The sequence below is a fragment of the Sphingomonas flavalba genome (assembly GCF_004796535.1).
GTDB lineage: Bacteria > Pseudomonadota > Alphaproteobacteria > Sphingomonadales > Sphingomonadaceae > Sphingomonas_L > Sphingomonas_L flavalba.
Genome location: NZ_SPHY01000007.1, coordinates 1 through 22,034, shown reverse-complemented (window position 1 = coordinate 22,034; position 22,034 = coordinate 1). Strand labels below are relative to the sequence as shown.

The 22,034-nt window shown below is 69.2% G+C and carries 19 protein-coding genes; 5 read left to right on the top strand and 14 right to left on the bottom strand.

Annotated features, from left to right (window positions below; genetic code table 11):
* Positions 1–5 precede the first annotated feature (5 nt).
* Genes E4A53_RS08270 through E4A53_RS08260 form a run of 3 tightly spaced genes read left to right on the top strand, consistent with a single transcriptional unit; the run spans position 6 to position 3,356 of the window.
* Entirely contained in the window at positions 6–872 is an 867-nt protein-coding gene (locus tag E4A53_RS08270) for an NAD(P)-dependent oxidoreductase (protein ID WP_136162631.1), read from the top strand.
* The gene (locus E4A53_RS08265; RefSeq protein WP_136162630.1) at positions 869–2,521 is read left to right on the top strand and encodes an amidohydrolase; all 1,653 of its coding nucleotides are present in this window, start codon (positions 869–871) and stop codon (positions 2,519–2,521) included. Before E4A53_RS08270 ends, E4A53_RS08265 begins: the two co-directional genes overlap by 4 nt.
* Positions 2,508–3,356 (top strand): copper resistance protein NlpE N-terminal domain-containing protein, encoded by an 849-nt coding sequence (locus tag E4A53_RS08260; RefSeq protein ID WP_136162629.1) that lies wholly within the window; start codon positions 2,508–2,510, stop codon positions 3,354–3,356. The genes E4A53_RS08265 and E4A53_RS08260 overlap by 14 nt, the downstream gene beginning before the upstream one ends.
* 51 nt (positions 3,357–3,407) lie before the next feature.
* Here the strand turns inward: E4A53_RS08260 and E4A53_RS08255 are convergent, their stop codons facing one another.
* The 7 genes from E4A53_RS08255 to E4A53_RS08225 all read right to left on the bottom strand — a co-directional run bounded on the left by E4A53_RS08255 (position 3,408) and on the right by E4A53_RS08225 (position 12,900).
* On the bottom strand, positions 3,408–4,022 hold the full coding sequence (locus tag E4A53_RS08255; RefSeq protein ID WP_136162628.1) for a redoxin domain-containing protein: 615 nt from the start codon (positions 4,020–4,022) through the stop codon (positions 3,408–3,410).
* 35 nt (positions 4,023–4,057) lie between these two features.
* Positions 4,058–6,088 carry a protein-disulfide reductase DsbD family protein gene (locus tag E4A53_RS08250; protein ID WP_239018216.1) on the bottom strand — a complete coding sequence of 677 codons (2,031 nt, stop codon included), beginning with the start codon at positions 6,086–6,088 and terminating at the stop codon, positions 4,058–4,060.
* Between the two features lie 130 nt (positions 6,089–6,218).
* The gene (locus E4A53_RS08245) at positions 6,219–7,172 is read right to left on the bottom strand and encodes a right-handed parallel beta-helix repeat-containing protein (protein ID WP_136162626.1); all 954 of its coding nucleotides are present in this window, start codon (positions 7,170–7,172) and stop codon (positions 6,219–6,221) included.
* 87 nt (positions 7,173–7,259) lie between these two features.
* Complete coding sequence (gene metH, locus E4A53_RS08240; protein WP_136162625.1) at positions 7,260–9,878, bottom strand: methionine synthase; 2,619 nt, start codon at positions 9,876–9,878, stop codon at positions 7,260–7,262.
* A gap of 37 nt (positions 9,879–9,915) precedes the next feature.
* Positions 9,916–10,974, bottom strand: a complete 1,059-nt coding sequence (locus tag E4A53_RS08235) for a homocysteine S-methyltransferase family protein (protein ID WP_136162624.1) — start codon at positions 10,972–10,974, stop codon at positions 9,916–9,918.
* Positions 10,975–11,008: 34 nt separating this feature from the next.
* Positions 11,009–11,950, bottom strand: coding sequence for a methylenetetrahydrofolate reductase [NAD(P)H] (gene metF, locus E4A53_RS08230; RefSeq protein ID WP_136162623.1), 942 nt, complete (start codon positions 11,948–11,950; stop codon positions 11,009–11,011).
* Positions 11,947–12,900 carry an ArsR/SmtB family transcription factor gene (locus E4A53_RS08225; RefSeq protein WP_136162738.1) on the bottom strand — a complete coding sequence of 318 codons (954 nt, stop codon included), beginning with the start codon at positions 12,898–12,900 and terminating at the stop codon, positions 11,947–11,949. The genes metF and E4A53_RS08225 overlap by 4 nt, the downstream gene beginning before the upstream one ends.
* 170 nt (positions 12,901–13,070) lie before the next feature.
* On the opposite strand from E4A53_RS08225, the gene E4A53_RS08220 reads away from it, so the two are divergent.
* A complete protein-coding gene (locus E4A53_RS08220) occupies positions 13,071–13,349 on the top strand; it encodes a hypothetical protein (protein ID WP_136162622.1) in 279 nt (92 codons plus the stop codon).
* 73 nt (positions 13,350–13,422) lie between these two features.
* Positions 13,423–13,695, top strand: coding sequence for a hypothetical protein (locus tag E4A53_RS08215; RefSeq protein ID WP_136162621.1), 273 nt, complete (start codon positions 13,423–13,425; stop codon positions 13,693–13,695).
* 55 nt (positions 13,696–13,750) lie between these two features.
* Here the strand turns inward: E4A53_RS08215 and E4A53_RS08210 are convergent, their stop codons facing one another.
* The 7 genes from E4A53_RS08210 to E4A53_RS08180 form a co-directional block, all read right to left on the bottom strand.
* Positions 13,751–14,650: an HNH endonuclease gene (locus E4A53_RS08210; RefSeq protein WP_136162620.1), complete on the bottom strand. Its 900-nt coding sequence runs from the start codon at positions 14,648–14,650 to the stop codon at positions 13,751–13,753.
* A gap of 520 nt (positions 14,651–15,170) precedes the next feature.
* Positions 15,171–15,419 carry a hypothetical protein gene (locus E4A53_RS08205; protein WP_136162619.1) on the bottom strand — a complete coding sequence of 83 codons (249 nt, stop codon included), beginning with the start codon at positions 15,417–15,419 and terminating at the stop codon, positions 15,171–15,173.
* A gap of 265 nt (positions 15,420–15,684) precedes the next feature.
* Positions 15,685–16,845 (bottom strand): HlyD family type I secretion periplasmic adaptor subunit, encoded by a 1,161-nt coding sequence (locus E4A53_RS08200; protein WP_136162618.1) that lies wholly within the window; start codon positions 16,843–16,845, stop codon positions 15,685–15,687.
* Between the two features lie 3 nt (positions 16,846–16,848).
* Positions 16,849–18,951, bottom strand: coding sequence for an ATP-binding cassette domain-containing protein (locus E4A53_RS08195; RefSeq protein ID WP_136162617.1), 2,103 nt, complete (start codon positions 18,949–18,951; stop codon positions 16,849–16,851).
* Complete coding sequence (locus E4A53_RS08190) at positions 18,948–20,345, bottom strand: TolC family protein (RefSeq protein ID WP_136162616.1); 1,398 nt, start codon at positions 20,343–20,345, stop codon at positions 18,948–18,950. Before E4A53_RS08190 ends, E4A53_RS08195 begins: the two co-directional genes overlap by 4 nt.
* Before the next feature lie 372 nt (positions 20,346–20,717).
* Positions 20,718–21,725 carry a beta-N-acetylhexosaminidase gene (nagZ, locus tag E4A53_RS08185; RefSeq protein WP_136162615.1) on the bottom strand — a complete coding sequence of 336 codons (1,008 nt, stop codon included), beginning with the start codon at positions 21,723–21,725 and terminating at the stop codon, positions 20,718–20,720.
* Positions 21,726–21,732: 7 nt separating this feature from the next.
* The coding region (locus E4A53_RS08180; protein WP_136162614.1) for an SPOR domain-containing protein at positions 21,733–22,034 on the bottom strand (302 nt) is incomplete at its 5' end.

Here is a 22,034-nt window from a genome sequence, read left to right as displayed (position 1 = left end):
CTTTCATGACCGACATCGCATTCATCGGCCTCGGCGTCATGGGCGCGCCCATGGCCGGGCATCTGGCCGCAAAGGGCCATTCCGTCACCGTCTATAACCGCACCGCCGAAAAGGCGGCGGCGTGGGTCGCGCGTCACGGCGGCCGGGCGGCGCCGACCCCGGCGGCGGCGGCGACCGGTGCGGCGGCGGTGTTCACCTGCGTCGGCAACGATGATGATCTGGCGGCGGTGACGCTGGGGCCGGACGGCGCGTTCGGCGCGATGCGGGCCGGCGCGCTGTTCGTCGACCACACCACGGTTTCCGCCCACATCGCCCGGCGGCTGGCGAAGGAAGGTGAGGCGCGCGGCCTGCTCTGCGTCGACGCGCCGGTCTCCGGCGGGCAGGCGGGCGCCGAAAAGGGCGCGCTGTCGGTGATGTGCGGCGGCAGCGACGCCGCGCTCGACGCCGCCCGCCCGCTGATCGCCGCCTATGCCGCGCGGCTCGTCCATGTCGGCCCGGCCGGGGCCGGCCAGACCACCAAGATGGTCAACCAGATCGCGATCGCCGGGGTCATCCAGGGGCTGGCGGAAGCGCTGCGCTTCGCGCAGGCATCCAACCTCGCCCTCGACCGGGTGTTTGAGGCTGTCTCCGGCGGCGCCGCGTCGAGCTGGCAGATGGTCAACCGCTGGGAAACCATGGCGGAGGATCGCTTCGACTTCGGCTTCGCGATCGACTGGATGCGCAAGGATCTCGGCCTGGCGCTGGAAGAGGCGCGGGCCAACGGCGCCACCCTCCCCGTCGCCGCGCTGGTCGACCAGTTCTATGCCGAAGTGCAGAAGATGGGCGGCGGACGGCAGGATACCAGCGCGCTGATCCGGCGACTCGGCGGATGAACGCCGGCGTGAAGGCGGCGCTGCTGCTGGCGCTGGCGGCGTTCGCCGCGCCGGCGCTGGCCGACGGCCTGATCGACAATGTCGACGGCGCGACGCTGACCGCCGAAGGCAAGCTCGTCCGCTTCAACGGCCTGCTCATCACCGCCGACGGCAAGGTCGCAAAGCTGCTCGACCGCTACGACAAGCGACCCGACAAGCTGGATTTCCGCCTTGACGGCAAGGGCAAGGCGTTGATCCCCGGGCTGATTGACGCGCACGGCCATGTCATGGACCTCGGGTTCAGCGCGCTGACCCTCGACCTGTCTGACACCCGCTCGCTGGACGAGGCGAAGGCGAAGATCGCCGCCTACGCCGCCGCCAATCCGGCGCGGCCGTGGATTCTCGGCACCGGCTGGAACCAGGAGAAATGGGGCCTCGGCCGCTTCCCGACCGCCGCCGACATCGACGCGGTCATCGCCGACAGGCCGGTGTGGCTCGCCCGGGTCGACGGCCATGCCGGCTGGGCGAACAGCGCGGCGATGAAAGCCGCCGGCATCACCGCCAAAACCGTTTCGCCGGCCGGCGGCCGCATCGAAAAGGCCGGCGCTATGCCGTCCGGCGTTTTCGTCGACTCCGCCCGCGCGCTTGTCGACAAGGTCGTGCCGCCGCCAAACCCGCGCGACCGCGATCTGGCGCTCGTCAAGGCGCAGGAGATCCTGCTCGGCTTCGGCATCACCGGCATCGCCGACATGGGCACCACGCTCGACGACTGGATGACCTATCGCCGCGCCGGCGACGTCGGCCGGCTGAAGGTCAGGATCATCGCCTACGCCCATGGCACCGACACGATGCAGACCATCGCCGGGCCGGAACCGACGCCTTGGCTCTATGACGATCGGCTGCGGCTGGTCGGGGTGAAACTCTACTCCGACGGCGCGCTCGGTTCGCGCGGCGCCTGGCTGAAACAACCCTATGCCGATGCGCCTGGCGAACGCGGCCTTGGCTTTCTCGACGACGCGCGGCTACGCAACCTGATGAGCCGGGCGGCGATGGACCATTTCCAGGTCGCGGTCCACGCGATCGGCGACGCCGCCAACGCGCAACTGCTCGATGCGATCGATGAGCTGTCCGAAACCTACAAGGGCGACCGGCGCTGGCGGATCGAACATGCCCAGATCGTCGACCCCGCCGACATTGCCCGTTTCGGCCGGCACGGCATCGTCGCGTCGATGCAGCCGGTGCACCAGACGTCGGACCGGCTGATGGCGGAAGCACGGCTGGGGCCGGCGCGCCTCTCCGGCGCCTATGCCTGGGCGTCGATCCGCAAGACCGGTGCCCATCTTGCTTTCGGCTCGGATACGCCGGTTGAATCCGCCAACCCCTTCCCCGGCCTGGCGGTGGCGATCACCCGCGAGGACGCGAACGGCGAACCGATCGGCGGCTGGCAGCCGCAGGAACGAGTCAGCCGCGAAACGGCGCTGGCCGGATTCACCATCGAGGCCGCCTATGCCGGCTTCGCCGACGACCGGCTGGGCAGTCTGGAGCCGGGCAAGCGCGCCGACTTCCTGCTGCTCGACGCCAACCCGCTCGACCTGCCGCCGGCAAAATTGCGGGCGCTGCGCGTCGACGAAACCTGGATCGGAGGGCAGCGTGTCTATGTCCGCAAATAGACTGGCAGCGCTGGCCACGCTGCCGCTCGCCCTGCTCGCCGGCTGCGACCGCGAGCCGCAGGCGACGCCGGAAGCGCGGGCCGGCGCGGTCAAGACGATCGGCGGCAATGCGGTCGTCGAGATCGATTACGGCAATGCTGCCGAACCGGCGCCAGCGCCGATGGCGTGGACGACGCGGGTCGACGGCACCGCCGCCGCCGCACTCTACGGTGCATCCGACAAGGATGTCGCGCTTGCCGTGCGATGCGATGCACGCGGCGCCGCGCTTATCGTCCTGCGGCAGGGGCCCGGCAACGCCGTTCGCATCGATAGCGGCGGCGCCGGCCAGACCTATGCCGGCCGCAATGCCGGCGGCCGGGCGGAAGCACGCATTCCGCTCGCCGACCCGCTGCTCGACCGGATCGCGGCGCCCGGCGCGCGCGTCACCGTCTCCGCCGGCGGCGACGCGGTCGAAGCCCCGGGTGGCCATGCGATCCGCCGTGTGCTCGATGCCTGCCGCGGGCCGCAGGCGCCCATTCCCGCCGGCGCGACCTTCGCGGGCAGCACCCCCTGTCCCGATTGCGAGGCGATCGACGTCACCCTGACGTTTGCGGCAGAGCCCGGCCCCGGCCGCTACCGGCTGATCCAGGCCTTTCGCGGCCGCGGTTCGTCGACGACGGACGGGCTGGCGACGGTCACCGATGCCACCGGCCGGGTCCTGCGCCTGCAGCCCGACGCCGCCGACGCGCCTGTCCTCTACATCGAGCAGGCCGGCGCCGACGAATGGGCGTTCCGCACCAGCGACAACAAGCCCAGCGACACGCTGCGCGCCTATCCGCTCAGCCGCCAGCCCTGAAAGTCAGGGCCGGGGCCAGGCACCCGCTCGGAACCCGGCCCGTTCCGGTCCTCAGTCGGCGTCCGGATACTTGACCGCGCAGCCATAGGGGCGGCTCTCCGCGACGGAGATCGCCTTGCCGGCCTTCATTTCGCCCAGCGCCGCCAGCACATGGTTCCGCGCGGTGGCGATGTCGGCCTTGTCGGTCGTCGGCTTGTCGTCGATCCCGCCCTGGTAGACCAGCTTGCCGTCGCCATCGATGATGTACATGTGCGGCGTGGTCTTGGCGGCATAGGTCTTGCCGACCACGCCGCGCTCGTCGATCAGATATTCGGTCGGCTGCGCCTTCTCCTTGGCGATTAGCGCCTTCGCTGCCGCCCCGGTCATATGGCCCTGCTTGCCCGGTGCGCCGGAATTGATCGTCAGCCACACCGCCCCGTCGCGATGCGCGGCCGCCTGCGTTTTCTGCATATTGCCGGCGTCATAGTGCTTCTGCACGAACGGGCAGCCGGGGTTGTGCCATTCCAGCACCACCGTCTTGCCGCGATAGTTGGAAAGCTGCACGACCTGCCCGTTGGCGTTGGTCAGCTTGAAATCGCGCGCAGGGGCGCCCGTGGTCTGCTGCGCCGCAAGCGGCACCGCCATCATGAATGCGGCCACCGCCGCAACACTCATCCCGATCCGCATAGTCCTCTCCTCCGCTGGGGACATCAAACCATGGTCTAACCGACCAACCCGGTCAGCCGTTCCGGCGTCAGCACCTGCGGCAGCACTTCCGGCGCCGCCGTGCCCGGCCGGTAGAACAGATAGAGCGGTACGCCGGAGCGGCCGTGCCGTTCCAGGAAGCGGCCGATCGCCGGATCGCCGTCGGTCCAGTCGCCGACCAGCACCGCCACCTTGCCGCCGGCAAAGGCGCGGCGCACCTCGTCGCGCTCGATCGCCGCCTTCTCGTTGACCTTGCAGGTCAGGCACCAATCGGCGGTGAAATAGACGAACACCGGCCGCCCCTCGCCGGTCAGCGCCGCCAGCCGCGCCTCGCTGAACGGCTCGACGCCCTCCGCGCTGGCGGCCTGCGCCGCCGCCGGCGCGTCGCGCGGCACGAACGCGGCGATCGCGACGCCGATCGCCAGCACCGGCACCAGCACCGGCCACACCGCCCTGCCCCGTGCCTGCCGCCGCCCGGCCGCCCACAGGCCAAGCCCGGCGACCAGCACCGCGAGCAGCCCGACGGTCATCGCGTTCACGCCCGCCTGCCGCCCCAATATCCATGCCAGGCCAAGCGCGGTCAGGAACATCGGCACCGCGAGTATGTGGCGGAACGTGCCCATCCACGCCCCCGGCTTCGGCAGCATCCGGCGCAGCGCCGGCACGAAGCCGAGCAGCAGGAACGGCAGCGCGAGGCCAAGGCCGAGGCCGGCGAAGATCGCCAGCGCGGCGGCGGTCGGCAGCACCAGCGCGGCGCCCAGCGCGGCGCCCATGAACGGCCCGGTGCACGGCGTCGCGATGAACGCAGCCAGCGCCCCGGTCCAGAACGCCCCGACGGCACCGCCTTTTTCGGCCAACCCGCCGCCGACGCCGATCGTCCCCAGTTCGAACAGCCCGGCCAGGTTGAACGCGATCGCCGCGACCAGCAGCAGCAGCAGGGTGATGACGCGCGGGTCCTGCAACTGGAACGCCCAGCCGGCGGCGACCCCGCCCGCCCGCAGGCCAAGCAATATCCCGCCCAGCGCCAGGCAGACGAGGACGACGCCGGCGGTATAGGCCAGCCCTTCGCGCTTCGCCGCGCCCTCATCGACCCCGGCCTTGGCCAGCGACAGCGCCTTCAGGCTCAGGATCGGGAACACGCACGGCATGATGTTGAGCAGCAACCCGCCGAGCAGCGCCCCGCCCAGCGCCAGCAGGATCGTCGCCAATCCGCCCGTCGCCCGGCGTTCCGCGCCTATCGCCTCGCCCGATGCAGGCACCGCCCCCGGCGTCGCCTCCAGCGCCAGTCCCTGCCCGTCGCCGATCGCCAGCACCCCGGCGATCCGTTCCGGGTGGGCGGCGCCTGCCGCCGCCTTCGCCTCGACGATCAGCGTGTCGCCGGACCGCGTCACCGTCTGCGGCGCGGCATAGTCGATCGCGTCGGCGGTCAGCGGGTAGAAATAGGGCTTGTCGGCCCCCGCCGCCGCCGGCAGCGGCACCGCGATCCGCACCGTGTCGCCGACACGGGCGAAATGCGCTTCGGCGCCCAGCGGACGCGGCAACCTGGCGCGCCAGCCGTCGAACTGCGTCTGCCGCGCCGGGTCGACCCGCCCGTCGCCGACGGTCAGGGTCAGCGCCAGGTCGGCGCGCGCCGGCACGCAGACTTCGTTGGTGCATTCCAGCCAGTCGACCGCGACCTTGACCGGCAGTTTCGTCCCCGCCGCCAGCCCGGCCGGAATAGTCAGCTCGACGAGCTGGGCATAGTCGGCCTCGTAGACATACTGCATCAGCCCGGCGAGCAGCAGTTGCCCCGGCACGGGATAGCGCAATTCTCCCGCCGTCACCCCGGCCGGCAGGGTCCAGTCCAGCCTGGTCTCCACCCCGGCATCGCCCGGGTTCTTCCAATACCCATGCCAGCCCGGCTCCGGCTTCATCGCCAGCGCCAGCGTCACCGGCTGGCCGGCGGCGGGCGTGTCGCTCTCGGCGATCAGCGACGCGGCAATGTGCGGGCCGTCGGCCTGCGCCGCCAGCGATGCCGGCATCAGCGCGAAGAGCAGGGCGAGCAACATCGCCAACGGTCCGGGGGGGCAGCCTGTCCGCATCCATCCCCGAGTGTCGCGAATCCGCCGGCAGGTCAATCCCACAAACCGGATGAAAGGCCGCAAATCCGCGCTTCCGGCGCCATCCTCCCAGCCACGCCTACCGCGTCGCGAACGCTGCCACCCCGGCGCCCAGCCGATTGTCCTCGATCCGCAGCGCCTCATGGCTCCAATCGACGACGAAGGTCGTCCGCCGGGCGACGCCAGGGACGATCGACGCGCTGTTTCCGACGATCAGTAGCCCGGCAGACACCTGCTCGCGCGCTTCCGCCGCCACCGCGATGAACGCAGAGTAATTCTCCTTGTCCCGCCCCTGGACGAAGGTGTTGCCGGTGATCGTACCGGTCGCGCCGGCCGGCAGGTCGATCATGTAGTTGGTCGCATGCCCGGCGCTGTCGTCGAAGCTGCTGTCGGTGACGGCGATGCGCGGCGCGCGGCTCTTGACGTAATGGCCGCCATTGCCGCGCTCGAAGCGGGACCGGGTGACGCTCAGCGCGCCGTAATGGCCGACATAGATGCCGTGCGCGCAGCTCAGCCCCCGGTCGCAGCGGCCCAGGCCGGCAAAGGTCGATCGGTCGACGCTGATCGCCGCCGCCGGGTCGTCGGCGGACAATATGCCCTGCTCGCTGTCCAGGAACATGCTGTTGACGACGCTCAGCGCGCCGGTTTCGATGCGGATGCCGGCGCCGTTGGCATCGGGCACGCGGATGCCGCGAAACACGATGCCGTCGACCGTCGCCGCCCGGCCGCGCAGCACCAGCGCCGCCTTGTCCTCGCACGCCGTCCGTTCGAACACCGCCGTGCCGGACGTCGCCGCGCGATAGGTGATCCGCCCCGCCTCCTGCACCGCGCATTGGCGGTAGCTGCCCGGCGCGATCAGGATCGTGCCGGTCCCCGCGCCGATCGCCGCCACCGCATCGGCCAGCCGGGCGAAGCCCTGCCCGCTCTCGACTATAGTGAACGGCCCGCTCCGCTGCGCGACCAGCGGCGATCCGAGGAAGGCGACGGTAACGCCCAGGACGACCACGGCAAGCGGTGGGTAGCGAATGGCCATGGCCCGCTCTGCGCCCGCCACCGGCACCGGTCGAGCGCCAATATGGCTAACGCCCCGGACAATCGGGGTTAATGCGCCCCCGCCCGCTCAGCGCAGGTTCGGCCGCAGCCACTTCTCCGCCTGCTCCAGGCTGACGCCGCGCCGGGGGGCGTAATCCTCCAGCTGGTCCTGGCCGATCCGGGCGACGCCGAAATAGGCGCATTGCTCATGCCCGAAATAGAAGCCGGAAACGGCGGCGGTCGGCACCATCGCAAAATGGTCGGTCACGGTGATCCCGGCCGGGCCGCCGCGCTCGGTGCCGCCCAGCATCGGGAACAGCAGCGCCTTCTGGCTGTGGTCCGGGCAGGCGGGGTAGCCGGGCGCCGGGCGGATGCCGCGATATTGCTCGCGGATCAGCGCCTCGTTGGTGAGCTGCTCGCCCGCCGCATAGCCCCACAACTCGGTGCGGACATGAGCGTGCAGCCGCTCGGCGAACGCCTCGGCGAAGCGGTCGGCCAGCGCCTTCAGCAGGATCGCCGAATAATCGTCGTTCTCCGCCTTGAACCGCGCCAGATGCGGCTCGATGCCATGGCCGGCGGCGACCGCGAAGCCGCCGATCCAGTCGCCTTCGGGATCGATGAAGTCCGCCAGGCACATCGACGCCCGGCCTTCCCGCTTGGCGATCTGCTGGCGCAGGAACGGCACGCGTACCTCCGGCCCCTCGCCGCCCGGCCCGGTGCGGATCAGCACGTCGTCGCCCTCGGCCCGGCAGGGCCACAGCGCCGCGATGCCGCGTGCGGTCAGCCATTTCTCGGCGATGACCGTGTCGAGCATCGCCTGCGCGTCGGCAAACAGGTTGCGCGCGCTCTCCCCGACGATCTCGTCGTCGAGGATGGCCGGATAGGTGCCCGCCAGTTCCCAGGCACGAAAGAACGGCGTCCAGTCGATATAGTCGCGCAGGTCGTTCAGGTCCCAGTCGTCGAAGACATGGGTGCCCGGCCGCTTCGGCGCCGGCGGCTTCAGTGCGAAGTCGGCGACGAAGCGGTTGGCGCGCGCGTCCTCCAGCGCCATCAGCGCGTTCTGCCCCTTGTTCTCGCGCGACACCCGGATCGCCTCATATTCGGCGGCGGTGTCGGTGACGAACTTCGTCTTGTTGGTGTCGCTGACCAGCGTCGACGCGACGCCGACCGCGCGACTGGCGTCGAGGACGTGGATCACCGGCCCGTCATAGGCGGGGGCGATGCGCAGCGCGGTGTGGACGCGCGACGTCGTCGCCCCGCCGATCAGCAGCGGCATGGTGAAGCCGGCCTGCTTCATCTCCTCGGCGACGGTCACCATCTCGTCCAGCGACGGGGTGATCAGGCCGCTCAGCCCGATCATGTCGGCGTCATTCTCGTTGGCGGTCTTCAGGATCTCGTTCCACGGCACCATCACGCCCAGGTCGATCACCTCGAAGCCGTTGCACTGCAACACGACGCCGACGATATTCTTGCCGATATCGTGGACGTCGCCCTTGACCGTCGCCATCACGATCCGGCCCTTCGCGCGCTGGTTCTCGTCCTTCTCCGCCTCGATGAACGGCAGCAGGTGGGCGACCGCCTTCTTCATCACTCGCGCCGACTTGACGACCTGCGGCAGGAACATCTTGCCGGATCCGAACAGGTCGCCGACGACGTTCATCCCGTCCATCAGCGGCCCCTCGATCACCTCGATCGGCCGCGCGTAGTTCTGCCGTGCCTCCTCGGTGTCGGCGACGACATGCTGGTCCAGCCCCTTGACCAGCGCATATTCCAGCCGCTTGGCGACCTCCCAGCCGCGCCATTCCTCGGCCTGCTTCTCGGCCGCCGCGTCGGTGCCGCGATAGCGCTCGGCAAGCGCGATCATCCGCTCCGTCGCGTCCTCGCGCTTGTCCCAGATCACGTCCTCGCACGCCTCGCGCAGCTCGGCGTCGATCGTGTCGTAGACGTCAAGCTGCCCGGCGTTGACGATGCCCATGTCCATGCCGGCGCTGATCGCGTGGTACAGGAACACGCTGTGCATCGCCCTGCGCACCGGCTCGTTGCCACGGAACGAGAAGGACAGGTTCGATACGCCGCCGGAGATGTGGCAGTGCGGGCAGCGCGCCTTGATCTCGCTCACCGCCTCGATGAAGTCGATCGCATAGCGGCGGTGCTCGTCGATCCCGGTCGCGATCGCGAAGATGTTGGGGTCGAAGATAATGTCTTCCGGCGGAAAGCCGATGCCGGTCAGCAGGTCGTAGGCGCGGCCGCAGATCTCGACCTTGCGCGCCTTGGTGTCCGCCTGGCCGATGGTGTCGAACGCCATGACGACGACGGCGGCGCCATAGGCCCTTACCTTGCGCGCCTGCTCCAGAAAGGCTTCCTCGCCCTCCTTCATGCTGATCGAGTTGACGATCGGCTTGCCCGACACGCATTTCAGCCCGGCCTCGATCACGCTCCATTTCGAACTGTCGATCATCACCGGCACCCGGGCGATATCCGGCTCGGCAGCGATCAGTTTCAGGAACGTGGTCATCGCCAGCTCGGAATCGAGCAGCCCTTCGTCCATGTTGACGTCGATGATCTGGGCGCCGTTTTCCACCTGCTGGCGCGCGACCTCCACCGCCTTCACGTAATCACCGGCCATGATCAGCCGCTTGAACGCGGCGGAGCCGGTCACGTTGGTGCGTTCACCGATATTGACGAAGGAGGCGGTCGACTGGGTCATTTTGGCTTTCTTGCGGGCAATGCGGGGATAGAAAAGGTCAAGCGGCGATGGTCATCGGGTCCAGCCCGGACAGCAGAGTACGGACCGGCGGCTTCGGCACCGCGCGCGGCGGCTTGCCGGTCACCGCCTTGGCGATCTCGCGAATGTGCTCGGGCGTCGTGCCGCAGCAGCCGCCGACGACGTTGACCAACCCCTGGTCCGCCCACTGGCCGATGAAGCCGCCCGTCGTCTCCGGCGCCTCGTCATACTGGCCCAGCTCGTTGGGCAGACCGGCATTGGGGTAGACCATGATCAGCGTGTCGGCGATCGCCGCCAGCGAGACGACATGCGGCCGCAATTGCGGCGCCCCGAACGAGCAGTTCAGCCCGACGGTCAGCGGTTTGGCGTGGCGGATGCTCGCCCAGAAACTGTCGACGGTATGGCCGGACAGATTGCGCCCGGACATGTCGGTGACGGTGAAGCTGATCATCAGCGGCACTTCGACGCCGCGCGCCTGCCCGGCCTCGATCGCCGCGACGATCCCCGCCTTGCAATTGAGCGTGTCGAAGATCGTCTCGATCAGGATGAAGTCGACACCGCCGTCGAGCAACGCGTCCATCTGCTCGCGATAGACGTCGCGCAGTTCGTCGAAGCTGATCGCGCGATAGCCGGGGTCGTTGACATCGGGCGACAGCGACAGCGTCTTGTTGGTCGGGCCGATCGCCCCGGCGACGAAGCGCGGCCGCCCGTCCGCCGCCTCGGCGTTGCGCGCCGCGTTGCAGGCGATCTGCGCGGCGGCCAGGTTGATGTCGCGGACGAGGTGTTCAGCGCCGTAATCGGCCTGGCTGATCGTGTTGGCGTTGAACGTGTTGGTCGACACGATGTCGGAACCCGCCGCCAGATAGGCTTCGGTGATCTCGGCAATCACATGCGGCCGGCTGATCGCCAGCAGGTCGTTGTTGCCCTTCTGGTCACGGCTCAGGTCGATGCCGCCGCGATAATCGGCCTCGGTCAGGCGATAGCCCTGGATCATCGTCCCGAACGCGCCGTCGGTGACCAGCACGCGCTTGGCGGCTTCGGCGCGCAGCCGGGCGGCTGCGGCGGATGTCTCGGTCATGCTCTTCTCTCCGGTGACTGGCTGTACCGCGGCCTCACGCCGCCTTGACCCGCGCCGCCGGCTTCGGCCGCAGCCCAAGCAGGTGGCAGATCGCGTAGCCGAGCTCGGCGCGGTTCAGCGTATAGAAATGGAAATGCCTGACCCCGCCGGCATAGAGCCGCCGGGCCAGTTCCGCCGCCAGCGTCGCCGCGACAAGCTGGCGCGCCGCCGGGCGGTCGTCCAGCCCCTCGAACAGCCGGTCCATCCACGGCGGGATGCTGGCGCCGCACATCGCCGCGAATTTGCGGGTCTGGGCGACGTTCGACACTGGCAGGATACCGGGCACGATCTCCGTGTCGATCCCCGCCGCCGCCGCCGCGTCGCGGAAGCGGAAGAAGGCGTCGGCGGAAAAGAAGAACTGGCTGATCGCGCGAACGGCGCCGGCATCCAGCTTGCGCTTCAGATTGTCGATGTCGCTCGCGAGGCTGGTCGCCTCCGGGTGGCATTCGGGATAGGCCGCAACCGAAATCTCGAACGGATGCAGCCGCCGCAGCCCCTCGACCAGCGCCGCCGCACTCTCATAGCCTTCCGGGTGCGGGGCGAAACGGCTGCCCATCACCGGCGGGTCGCCGCGCAGCGCGACGATATGGCGCACCCCCGCCGCCCAGTAAGCCTCGGCCACCTCGGCGATCTCCGCCTTCGACGCCTCTACGCAGGTCAGGTGCGCGGCGGCGGCCAGCCCGGTCTCGCGGGCGATCCGCGCCACCGTCGCGTGGGTCCGCTCGCGCGTCGACCCGCCGGCGCCATAGGTGACGGACACGAAGCGCGGCGCCAGCGGCGCCAGCGTCTCGATCGCCTCCCACAGTTGCTGCTCCATCTTCTCGCTCTTGGGTGGGAAGAATTCGAACGACACCTGCGCGTCGCCGGAAAGATCGGCGAAGAGCGGGCCGTCCAGCGCGCGCCGCGCCTCGGCAAGCTGCTCGATCGACAGGGTCACGCCGCCTTCTCCTCCAACCGGCCGGGGCGCTCGCCCAGCCACAATTTCACCGTCAACTCGCCACCCTCCAGCGTTTCCGTTCGTACCGGCGCCAGCCCGGCGGCGGTGAACCAGCCGCCGACCTGCGCGTCGTCGAAGCCCAGCCGGACATGCGCGTCGCGGGCGCGCAGCTCCTCGCGGTCATGGCTGGCGAAATCGACGATCAGCACCCGTCCGCCGGCCGCCAGCAGCCGCGCCGCCTCGGCGATCGCGACGCCCGGCTGGTGGGCGTAATGCAGCACCTGATGCAGAATGACAGTGTCGGCGCTGCCGTCGTCCAGCGGCAGCGCATACATGTCGCCCTGGCGCAGTTCGGCGCCGGCGATCGCCCGCTCGCTCAGCTTGGCACGCGCCAGGCGCAGCATCTCCGGGCTGCGGTCGACGCCCAGCGCGCGACTCGCCCGCCCGGCGAACAGCTCCAGCATCCGCCCGGTGCCGGTGCCGACGTCGACCAGCCGGCCGATCGGCCGCTGGCCGATCAGCGCGACCATCGCCGCCTCGACCGCGCTTTCGGCGACATGCAGCGACCGGATCGCGTCCCAGTCGTCGGCATGGGCGGCGAAATACCGCTCCGCCGCCGCCGCCCGATCGGCCTTGACCGCGGCCAGCCGCTCGGCGTCCTGTGCCGCCGCCCCATCGCCCGCGCGCTCGGCGTCGCTGTCGAGCAGCGCGGCGAGCGGCGCCATCGCCGCCCCTTCCGCCAGGCTCAGGAACACCCAGCTACCCTCCTTGCGCCGCACGATCAGCCCGGCATCCGCCAGGATGCGGACGTGGCGCGACACGCGCGGCTGGCTCTGGCCCAGCACTTGCGCCAGCTCGCCGACAGACAGGTCCATCGCCCGCAGCAGCGCGAAGATGCGCAGGCGGGTCGGATCGGCGATCGCGCGGAATATGTCGAGCAGCGGAACCATCGCGGCCATCATATAAAGAATTCTTTATATGTCGTCAACGAAGCTGAAATTCGGCTGCGGAAGCAATGAAACTGGGGGATTGCGAATGCACAACCACGACGCTAGAGAAATGAGGCTATCTCGGGGAGCCTTCCGAGGGGCAGGATTTTGAACAGGGAGGGAACTCGCCCATGAAGAAGATTGCTATCGCGTCGCTGATCGCTGCCGCCACCTTCGGCCTCGCCGCCTGCACCAACAGCGCGCAGAACGAAAGCGCCGAAGCCGCCAACGCCATCGCGAGCGATGTCGCCAACACCACCGACGCCGCGCTGGGCAGCATCGACAATGCGACCGACAACGCCCTCTCGGCGATCGACAACGCGGCTGACAACGCCGGCGCCGCCGCCGACGCGACCGCCGATGCGGCCGGCAACGCGCTGGTCAACGCCGGTGAGGCGCTGAAGAAGTAAGCGCCAAGCGCCTTATTTCATAAGGGCCGCGATCCACCCGGGTCGCGGCCCTTTCCTTTGCCGGAGACCGGCGATGATCCGCCATCCGCCGCTGCTCGCCATCCTCGCGCCGCTCTGCCTCGCTGCCTGCGGACAGCAGGACAACGCCCCCGGCCCCGGCGGCGTCACCGTAGGCGAAGCCCGCGCCCTCGACGAAGCCGCCGCCGCCCTCGACGAACAGACCGCGACGCCGGCCACCGACAACACCGCAGCCCGGCGGCCCATCGCTGAATCTGTCCTCGGAAACACGCACATCCGACACGCGGAACGCTTGCCCGACAGGCATAGGGGGTTACCGGTAAAATAACCGCCGCTTACGAAACCGAATGGTTAATAATAACTCCCGCCAAAAAACGGCCAACTCAATGTTTGAAGCAATGCTCACGATGCCACCGAACGAACTGCGGATGCGGCCGATCCGCCTCTCTCTGCGGCATCAATATCCGGCCGCTGGCATTGATGACCGATCGGATGCTGCCGGGGTCATTGGCCTGCCGCGAAATAATGATTCGCATGTCGTCCTCCAACCCAATCAAACCGCGATCGAACATCCAATGCGCAGTTCCAGAAAGTGCTAAGCCGTTGCTCACGATGTCGGGTCCGTTAGCTTCGACGGGACGGATGTGAGCCGCCTCTACTTCAGCCCTCCCGCCACCATTGATGAGCTTCAACCCGGTAACCGCACAGCGCTCATCATAGGCCCGCAAAATAACCCGTCGGAACACGCGATCGCGCACAACGCGCGACACAATCGCGGAAACCCGCTCCCGCGCTTCATCGAAAACAAAGGGAGCTTGCTCTTCACGAAGAACTGGTTCGACGACCGCGAAGTCCGTTCGTGGCAGAAGCGGATTTTCGTCCGCCAAACCGGCTGCAACAATCCGGGCGAAGTCACTCGGTGATAAACCTCGAACGGCCGCCTGGGCCCGCCCAGAAATACGCCCAGCCTCGTTGAGCACACCTCGCTCGATCGGCCCATTCACATCAGAAAATGGGACCGGTGTTACGAAATCAAGGTAACTGCCAGGCTCAATCAGCGCGAGGTACATGTGCGGAGTTGATGGATCGGTAATAACGCGCTCCACCTTAGCCATCGCGTAATAGCCTTTAGTGGCCGCAATCTTCCGCGGTTCGTAATAGACAATCCAGTCGCCGACACACGTCCGCGCTCGCTCAAGATACTGCTTTGGAAACTGATAACGCTCGGCTGGCGTATCGTCGTAAATCGAGTCAGACCGGTGGATGAAAATGCCGAACGCCATGCGAGACTGATAGTGCGAAGGCGGGTTGGCTGGGAATGGTTTTTATGTCCAACGACGGTTTCAGTTTGCGCAAATACGGACATACGTCGCATCTTGTGGATGCAGGATGAGAAACCAGCTACTCGGACTCGCATTGTTGGAATTAAGCGTCGGCAGGTGCCACGTACGTATGGAGCTCGCGGTCGCTTTGAAAGCGCACTGAGGTTTCCCGTATGCTCAACGACTAAGATCGCGAAGCTATGGCAGGACGATCGCCTCATTCATCTCTGGAATATTTTTCAAGAGCGGACTGGCTCTCTGCACATAGGTTCCGTGGTGTGCGAGCCAACTCGGTACCGAGAATGTGGTTATGGAGGACAGAGGGCGGTCGATGATGGTCAAGGCTATGTTATCGTGATCGAGATCGCCCTCGGCCATTCACGCCCGCCGACCGCTCCGCCTAAGACCACCGCCCAAAAGAAAAGGGAGCCGCCCCGCATGGGCGACTCCCTGATCTCGTTTGAAACGAGAAGCCGGGCGCTCAGGCGCTCGCGGGCTTGTCATCCTTGTTGTCCGCGGCGATGACGATCGCGGCGATCACGGCGGCGGCCGCGATGGCAGCGATCAGGATGCCGCCGCCAGCCAGCTCGCTCTTGTTCTCAGTGGCCGCCGCGACGCGCGCGTTGGAAACCGAAAGACGAGCGGCCGAGGCCGACTGGGCGATCGCCGACGCCGGCATCACCGCCATCGACAGAATGGCCGCGGTGGCCATCACAGTCTTCTTGATCATCACACAACTCCCTTTTTGGCCCGATCCAAAAATACTTCGGGCCGCCTGTGGCATTGAATCCTCGTCGATTCAACCCCCTTAAGAGCCCACTCTGCCACCGGCATAGTATCCGCGCCGCTGTTTAGGGACGAACTGTATCCCCGATGCGACACATGGAAAATGCGGTACTTCATCCATGCACCGAAAATCGTGAACGAATGATTGACGCGCCAGCCGCCCGGTCCGCCCGGCGGCACCGGAGTCGCTCCGCCCGGCTGCATCAGTGTCAGCGCTCGCCCAGCGCCTCCGCCGTCGTCTTGGTGATCGGCTTGGTCAGGTAGCGGAAAACCGTGCTCTCACCGGTCTTTATCTCGACGGTGGCGGTCATGCCCGGCTGGATCGCGATCGTCTCACCGGCGCGCCGCGCCCGCATCGCCGCCGTGTCGACGGCCAGATGGACGCGGTAATATGTATCGGCGGGCGCGCCCGGCCGCTCCTCGACCAGCGTGTCGGGCGAAATAAAGGTCACCCGCCCCGTGCCGACGCCGTAGACCGAGTTGTCATAGGCGTCGAACTTGACCGACGCCGTCTGGCCGACGCGGACGAAGGCGATATCGGCCGGCGCCACCTTCGCCTCGACGATCAGCGCGTCGCCGGTCGGCACGATCGTCAGCATCTCGTCGCCGGGGCGCAGCACTCCACCCACCGTCGTCACCCGCACGTTCTTGACCACGCCGTCGGCCGGCGACAGCAGGTCGGCGTTGCCCAGCGCGTCGGCGCGCTGGGTCAGCAACTGCTCGGCGGTGACCAGGTCCTCCTGCGTCTTGGCATATTCGGCCTGCAGGTCCTGCAGATAGCGGGCGCGGCGGCTGGCGACCTGCCCGTCGACATCGGCGGCGTTGCGCTGCATGCGGATGATCTCGGACCGGGCGACGTCGCCGCTCCTGACCAGCGGCATGTTGAGGTTCAGTTCCTCGCGGATCAGCCGCCCCTGCGATTGCAGCGCGGCGATATCGGCGCCCAGCGACGCCCGCCGCTGGGCGTAGAGCTGGCGCTGGTTGGCGACGAATTCGGGATAGGCCTGCACGTCGTCCGGAAAGGCCAGCGGCCGGCCGAACAGCTCCGCCTGGATGCGCGCCATCGCGCTTTTCAGTGCCGCCACCCGCGCCCGCGCCTCGTCGACCGACGCGCCCAGCTTCACCTTGTCGAGCGAAACGAGCAGTTGCCCCTTGCGCACCGCGTCGCCTTCGCGCACCCGGATGCGGGTGATGACGCCGCCGTCGGCGCTCTGGATCACCTGCACCCGGCCGGTCGGGATCACGGTGCCACGGGCGCGGGCGATCTGGTCGAGTTCCGCCCACAGCGACCACAGGATGAACCCGCCGACCGCCAGCGCGGCGAGGACGATGATCCAGGTGGAGGCCCGGCGGCTCTGCGCGTAATCCATGGCTCAGGCCTGCTCCGTCAGCGATGGCGCGGCGTCGCCCTCGACCTGCGCCGGCGCCAGCGGCGCCAGCCGGGCGATCACGTCGCTGGTCGTCCCGTCGAGGACGATCCGGCCGCCGGCCATCACCACCACCCGGTCGACCAGCGCCAGCAGTTGCAGCTTGTGGGTGACCAGCACCATCGTGCCGCGCTGGCCGAGCTGATCCTTGATCGCTTCGAACACCGCGCTTTCGGTCGCCTGGTCCAGATTGGCGCTCGGCTCGTCGAGCAGCATCATCGGTGGCTGGGCGAGCAGCAGCCGGGTCAGCCCGGTCAGCGCCCGCTGCCCGCCGGAAAGCCCCCTGCCCCCCTCCGATATCGGCAGGTCCAGCCCGCGTGGATGGGCGGCGACCATGCGGGCGAAACCGCTCTGCCGCGCCACCTCCATCACCCGGTCGTCGCCCGGGTTGGACAGGCCGAGCAGCAGGTTGTCGCGCAGCGTGCCGTTCACCAGCCGGAAGTCCTGCGGCAGATAGCCGATGTGGCGGCGCACGACGTCGGTGGCGATCTGGCCCATGTCCAGCCCGCCGATCAGCACCCGCCCGTCCTGCGGCGCATAGAGGCCGGCGATCAGCCGCAGCAGCGTCGACTTGCCGGACCCGACACCGCCGATGATCGCCAGCTTCTCGCCATCGCGGATTTCCAGCCGCGGCACGTCGATCGTGTCGCGCGTACCGGGATAGGCGAACTTCACTCCCTCCAGCCGAAGCGGCCCGCTCAGCCGCTCCGGCCGCAGGCTGATCGTCCCCGCCGCATCGTCCATCGGCAGGGCAAGCACCCCGTCCAGTGCCTGCAGCGACGACCGCGCGTAGCCCCATTGCACGATGAAGCCCGGCAGCATCGTCACCAGCGGCCCGTTCACCCGCCCGGCGATGATCGCGCAGGCGATCAGCCCGCCCATCGTCAGGTTGCCGGCCGCCACCTCGACCGCGCCGAACGCGATGATCGCGACATAGGCGCCCTGCTGCATCGTGCTGAAGATCGTGCCCGCCATCGACGACCAGCGCTTCACCGGGTCCTCGTAATGATGGACCTCGTCCATCAGCCGGTTCCACCGCCCCAGCATCTGCCACTGGCCGCGATTGGCCTTCACCGTCTCGGCGGAATCGAGCGATTCGACGAGCAGGCCGTTCTTGCGGTTGCCGCTGACCTGCGCCTTGTCGGTATCGTTCTTGATCGCCCAGGCGAACAGCCAGCCGAGCAGCAGCGCGATCGGGAAGGTGACCAGCGGCACGACGACGATCACTCCGCCGATCGCGGCGATGACCAGCAGGAACAGCAGCGCGAACGGCAGGTCGGCGACCAGGAACAGCGAGCCGGACGACATCAGCGCGCGCACCTGCTCCAGCCCGCGCAGCTGGCTCGCCATCGTGCCGACGCCGGGCGGCCGCGCGTCGAGCCGCACCGCCTGCGACCGGGCGAAGAAGAATTCGGACACCTCGGTGTCGATCAGCGCCGCCTCGCGTTCGATCATCAGCGCCCGAACGGAACGCAGCGCGAAATCGATCGCCAGCGCGATGACGACGCCGACGGTCAGCACCCACAGCGTCGCGAAATTGCCGCGCGGGATCACCCGGTCATAGACCTGCATCGAATAGAGCGAGGTGGCGAGCGCGATGATGTTGGCGACGACGGTGGCGAGCGCCGCGCTGCCCAGCACCCCCCTGCGGCTCAGGATCGCGCGCCAGAAGATGTCGATCGCCTTCGGCGTCGCCCCGCGCCGCACCGGATCGGGCAGCTCTACGGCGAAGAAGGTCGCGTCGTCGTCCCAGCCCATCGTCGCGCTGCCGCGCTCGGTGGCGATGCGGATCTCGCCCTCATTCTCCCACTGCTCGGCAATCGCCCAGCCGAGCGCGGTGGTGTAGACGAGCAGCGGAAACGCCTCCGCCTTCGGCCGGCCGGTCAGCGCGCGCGGCGCCGGCCAGCGCGCATGGGTCGCCAGCCGGCGCAGCCCGTCGCGGCCGTCCAGCCCGCCCTCCTCGTCGGCCAGCCCGCCGTGCCAGTCGGGGTCCAGGTCGATGCCGCGCTGCCGTGCCAGCATCGGGATCAGGTGGATCAGCCCGCTCATTGCCCGCCGCTGCCGTCCGGCTGCCAGCGGCAGGTGCGCAGCAATATCCGCGCCGCCGTCTGCATCGCCGAGACTTCCGCCGCCGCCTCGGCCAGCTCCAGCGACGACGCCTCGCGCACCGCGTTCATCACGTCGAGCCAGGTACGGCGCCCGGCGTTGAACTGGCGCTTGTACGATTCGGTGACGATCCGGGCATTGCGCGCCGCCGTGCCGGCGCTGGCGATCCGCCCCCGCGTCGATGCGTTCTCGACCAGGTCGACGCCGATCGCGTCGCGCAGCGCCCGCTCGGCGGCGCCGACCTCCAGGTCCGCCGAATCCCGGCGGAGGCGCGCGCTGTCCAGCGCGGACACGCCGGAAAAGCCGCCGCTGGTCTGCGCGCGCAGCACCAGGCCGACGCGGTCGCCGGTAATCTCGTTGCGCGAATATTCGGCGCTAAGCTGCGGCATCAACTGGCCGCGCGCCACGTCTATGTCGGCCTTGGCCACCTGCGCCTCGGCCAGCCTGCGCTGCCGCGTCGGGCTGCAGGTCAGCGCCTGCTCCGCCGCCTGCGCCGGGTCCGGGTGATGGGCGATCGGGTCATATGCGGGCACGTTGCCCAGGTTGAACCCCGGGTCGCTGACCAGCGCGCGGAACTGGGTCAGCGCCGCCTGCCGCCGCGCCTCCGCCGTCGCCAGTTCCTGCTCAAGCTGGGCGGTGCGTGACCGGGCCAGGTCCAGATCGGCGCTGGGGCTGACCTCCTGTTGCACCCGCCGCGCGATCGATTCGACCAGCCGGTTATGCTCGTCCAGGCTGTCGGACAGGATCGCCGCCTCGCGCGCCGCGCCGGCGATCGCGAAATAGGCGTCGATCACGCGCAGCTCGATGTCCTGCACCGTCTCCAGCAGCCGCGCGTCGGCAACCAGCTTTTCCGCCTCCGCCTTGCGGATCCCGCCGGAAATCCGCCCTCCGGCCCAGATCGGCTGGTCGACGACCAGGTTGGACGTGATGTCGCGGTCGCCGGTGATCGCCCGCCGCCCGCCGGTGAAGCCGAGCACCTCGACCGAAACGCTGGGGAACTGCAGCCACTTGGCGCCACGTATGTCGCTGCGCGCGGCGCGGATCTGCGCCTTGGCGGCGGCGATCGACGGATAGGTGTCGACGGCGACATCGGCAGCGGCGGCCAGCTCCGGGCTGATCGCCGGCGGCCGCGCCAGCGGCGTCGCCGCCACGCCCTCCTCGCCCGGAACTACCGGGCCGTAAAGGATCGGCGGCGCCGGCGGCGCCATCGCCGGCTTGGGGTCGGACGGTTGCGCCGGCGCGACCGGCACGTCCTGCGCCATCGCCGGCGCCCCGGCCCAGACGATCGCGGCCAGGCAGCATGCGGCGGCCAGGCGCCGGGTTCCCCCCGCGCCCACGGCCCGTCCGAACGCCCCGATCACGCTCGCCACACTCGCAACTCCATCACCCGCCGCCCGGCCAGGCACCGGTCCCGCATAGCCGGCAACCCTTGCCGACACGTCAAGATCGCACCCATCGCCAATGCGCTCAGCGGGCTTCCACCCGACCGCCGTTGATCCCCGCTGGTTCCATAGGCTCGCCCTTCATGCTCACGCCCCTCGGCGGTCCGGTGAACCTGGCGACCTGCTGGTGATTCATCGTCGAACGCATCCCGATCGGCATCGTGGTTAACCCGATTCCATCGCCCGCGCCAGCACCGGGCGCGGGCCTCGTCCGAATCTCGGCGCGCCTTGTGGCACGCGCGCGGCGGCGTCGGTCCGAAACGGCGCTCAGACCAGCGCCAGCAGGGCGTCGCGCTGGGCGATCAGCGCCGGGCGATCGGCGGGCGCGACCGACGGCGCCGGCACCGCCATCGCTTGCTCCAGCCGCCGGGCGGCGGCTTCCGTCATCGCCGGCAGCAGCCGGGCCGTCGCGATCATGTCGTCCATCCGCGCCCAGCAATTGAGCACAACGTCGCATCCGGCCGCCACCGCCGTCGCGCCGTTTTCCGCCGGCGATCCGGACAGCGCCTTCATGTCGACGTCGTCGGACATCAGCAGCCCGTCGAAACCGATCCGCTCGCGGATGATTTCGCCGATCACGCGCGGCGACAGCGTCGCCGGCCGCTCGGCGTCCCAGGCGCGGTAGACGACATGCGCGGTCATCGCCATCGGCGCGTCGGCCAGCCGGATGAACGGCTCCAGGTCGCTCTCAAGCGCCTCGGCATCGGCGTCGACCACCGGCAGCAGGTGATGGCTGTCGACCAGCGCGCGGCCATGCCCCGGCATGTGCTTGACGACGCCGACAATGCCCGCGTCGGCCAGCCCGTCCAGCGTCGCGCGGCCCAGTGCCGCCACCCGCATCGGGTCGGCGCCGAACGCCCGGTCGCCGATCACGTCGGACGCGCCGGGCTGGCGGACGTCGAGCAGCGGCAGGCAGTCGACGCTGATCCCCGCCTCCGCCAGCATCAGGCCCAGCGCACGGGCGTTGGCGCGCGCCGCCTCGATCGCGGAGATCGGCGCGACCTCGTACAACGCGTCGAACCGCCCGGCGGCCGGAAAGGCCGGCCATTCCGGCGGCTTCATCCGCGCCACCCGCCCCCCTTCCTGGTCGATCAGGATCGGCAGGCGCTCGCGGCCGGACAGCGCGCGCAGGTCGTCGGTCAGCGCGCGCAGCTGGTCCCGCGCCACGGTGTTGCGCCCGAACAGGATGTAGCCGGCCGGGTCGGCATCGCGGAAGAAGGCGCGCTCGTCGGCGGACAGCGCCTCGCCGGCAATGCCGAAGATGGCCGGGGTCATTGCCCGCTCAATTGCCGACGACGATGCAGCTTTCCCCGGCGACCTTCAGCCGCCCGCAAATGTCGCGCGCCTGCCCCGGCGCGCTGGCCTGCAACCGGTAATAGACCTTGCCGTTGACCGTCGCTTGGGTGACGTTCGGGGTCAGCGGCGCGAGGAAGGCGAAGCGCGCCGCCATCCGCTTCCACGCGGCGTTGGCGATTGCTTCGGATCCGAAGGCGCCCAGCTGCACGGTCGATCCGCCGCCGCGCGTCGCCGCCGGCGTGGCGGCGGGCGCCGGGGCCGGCGCCGCCCGTCTGGCCGGGGTGGCGG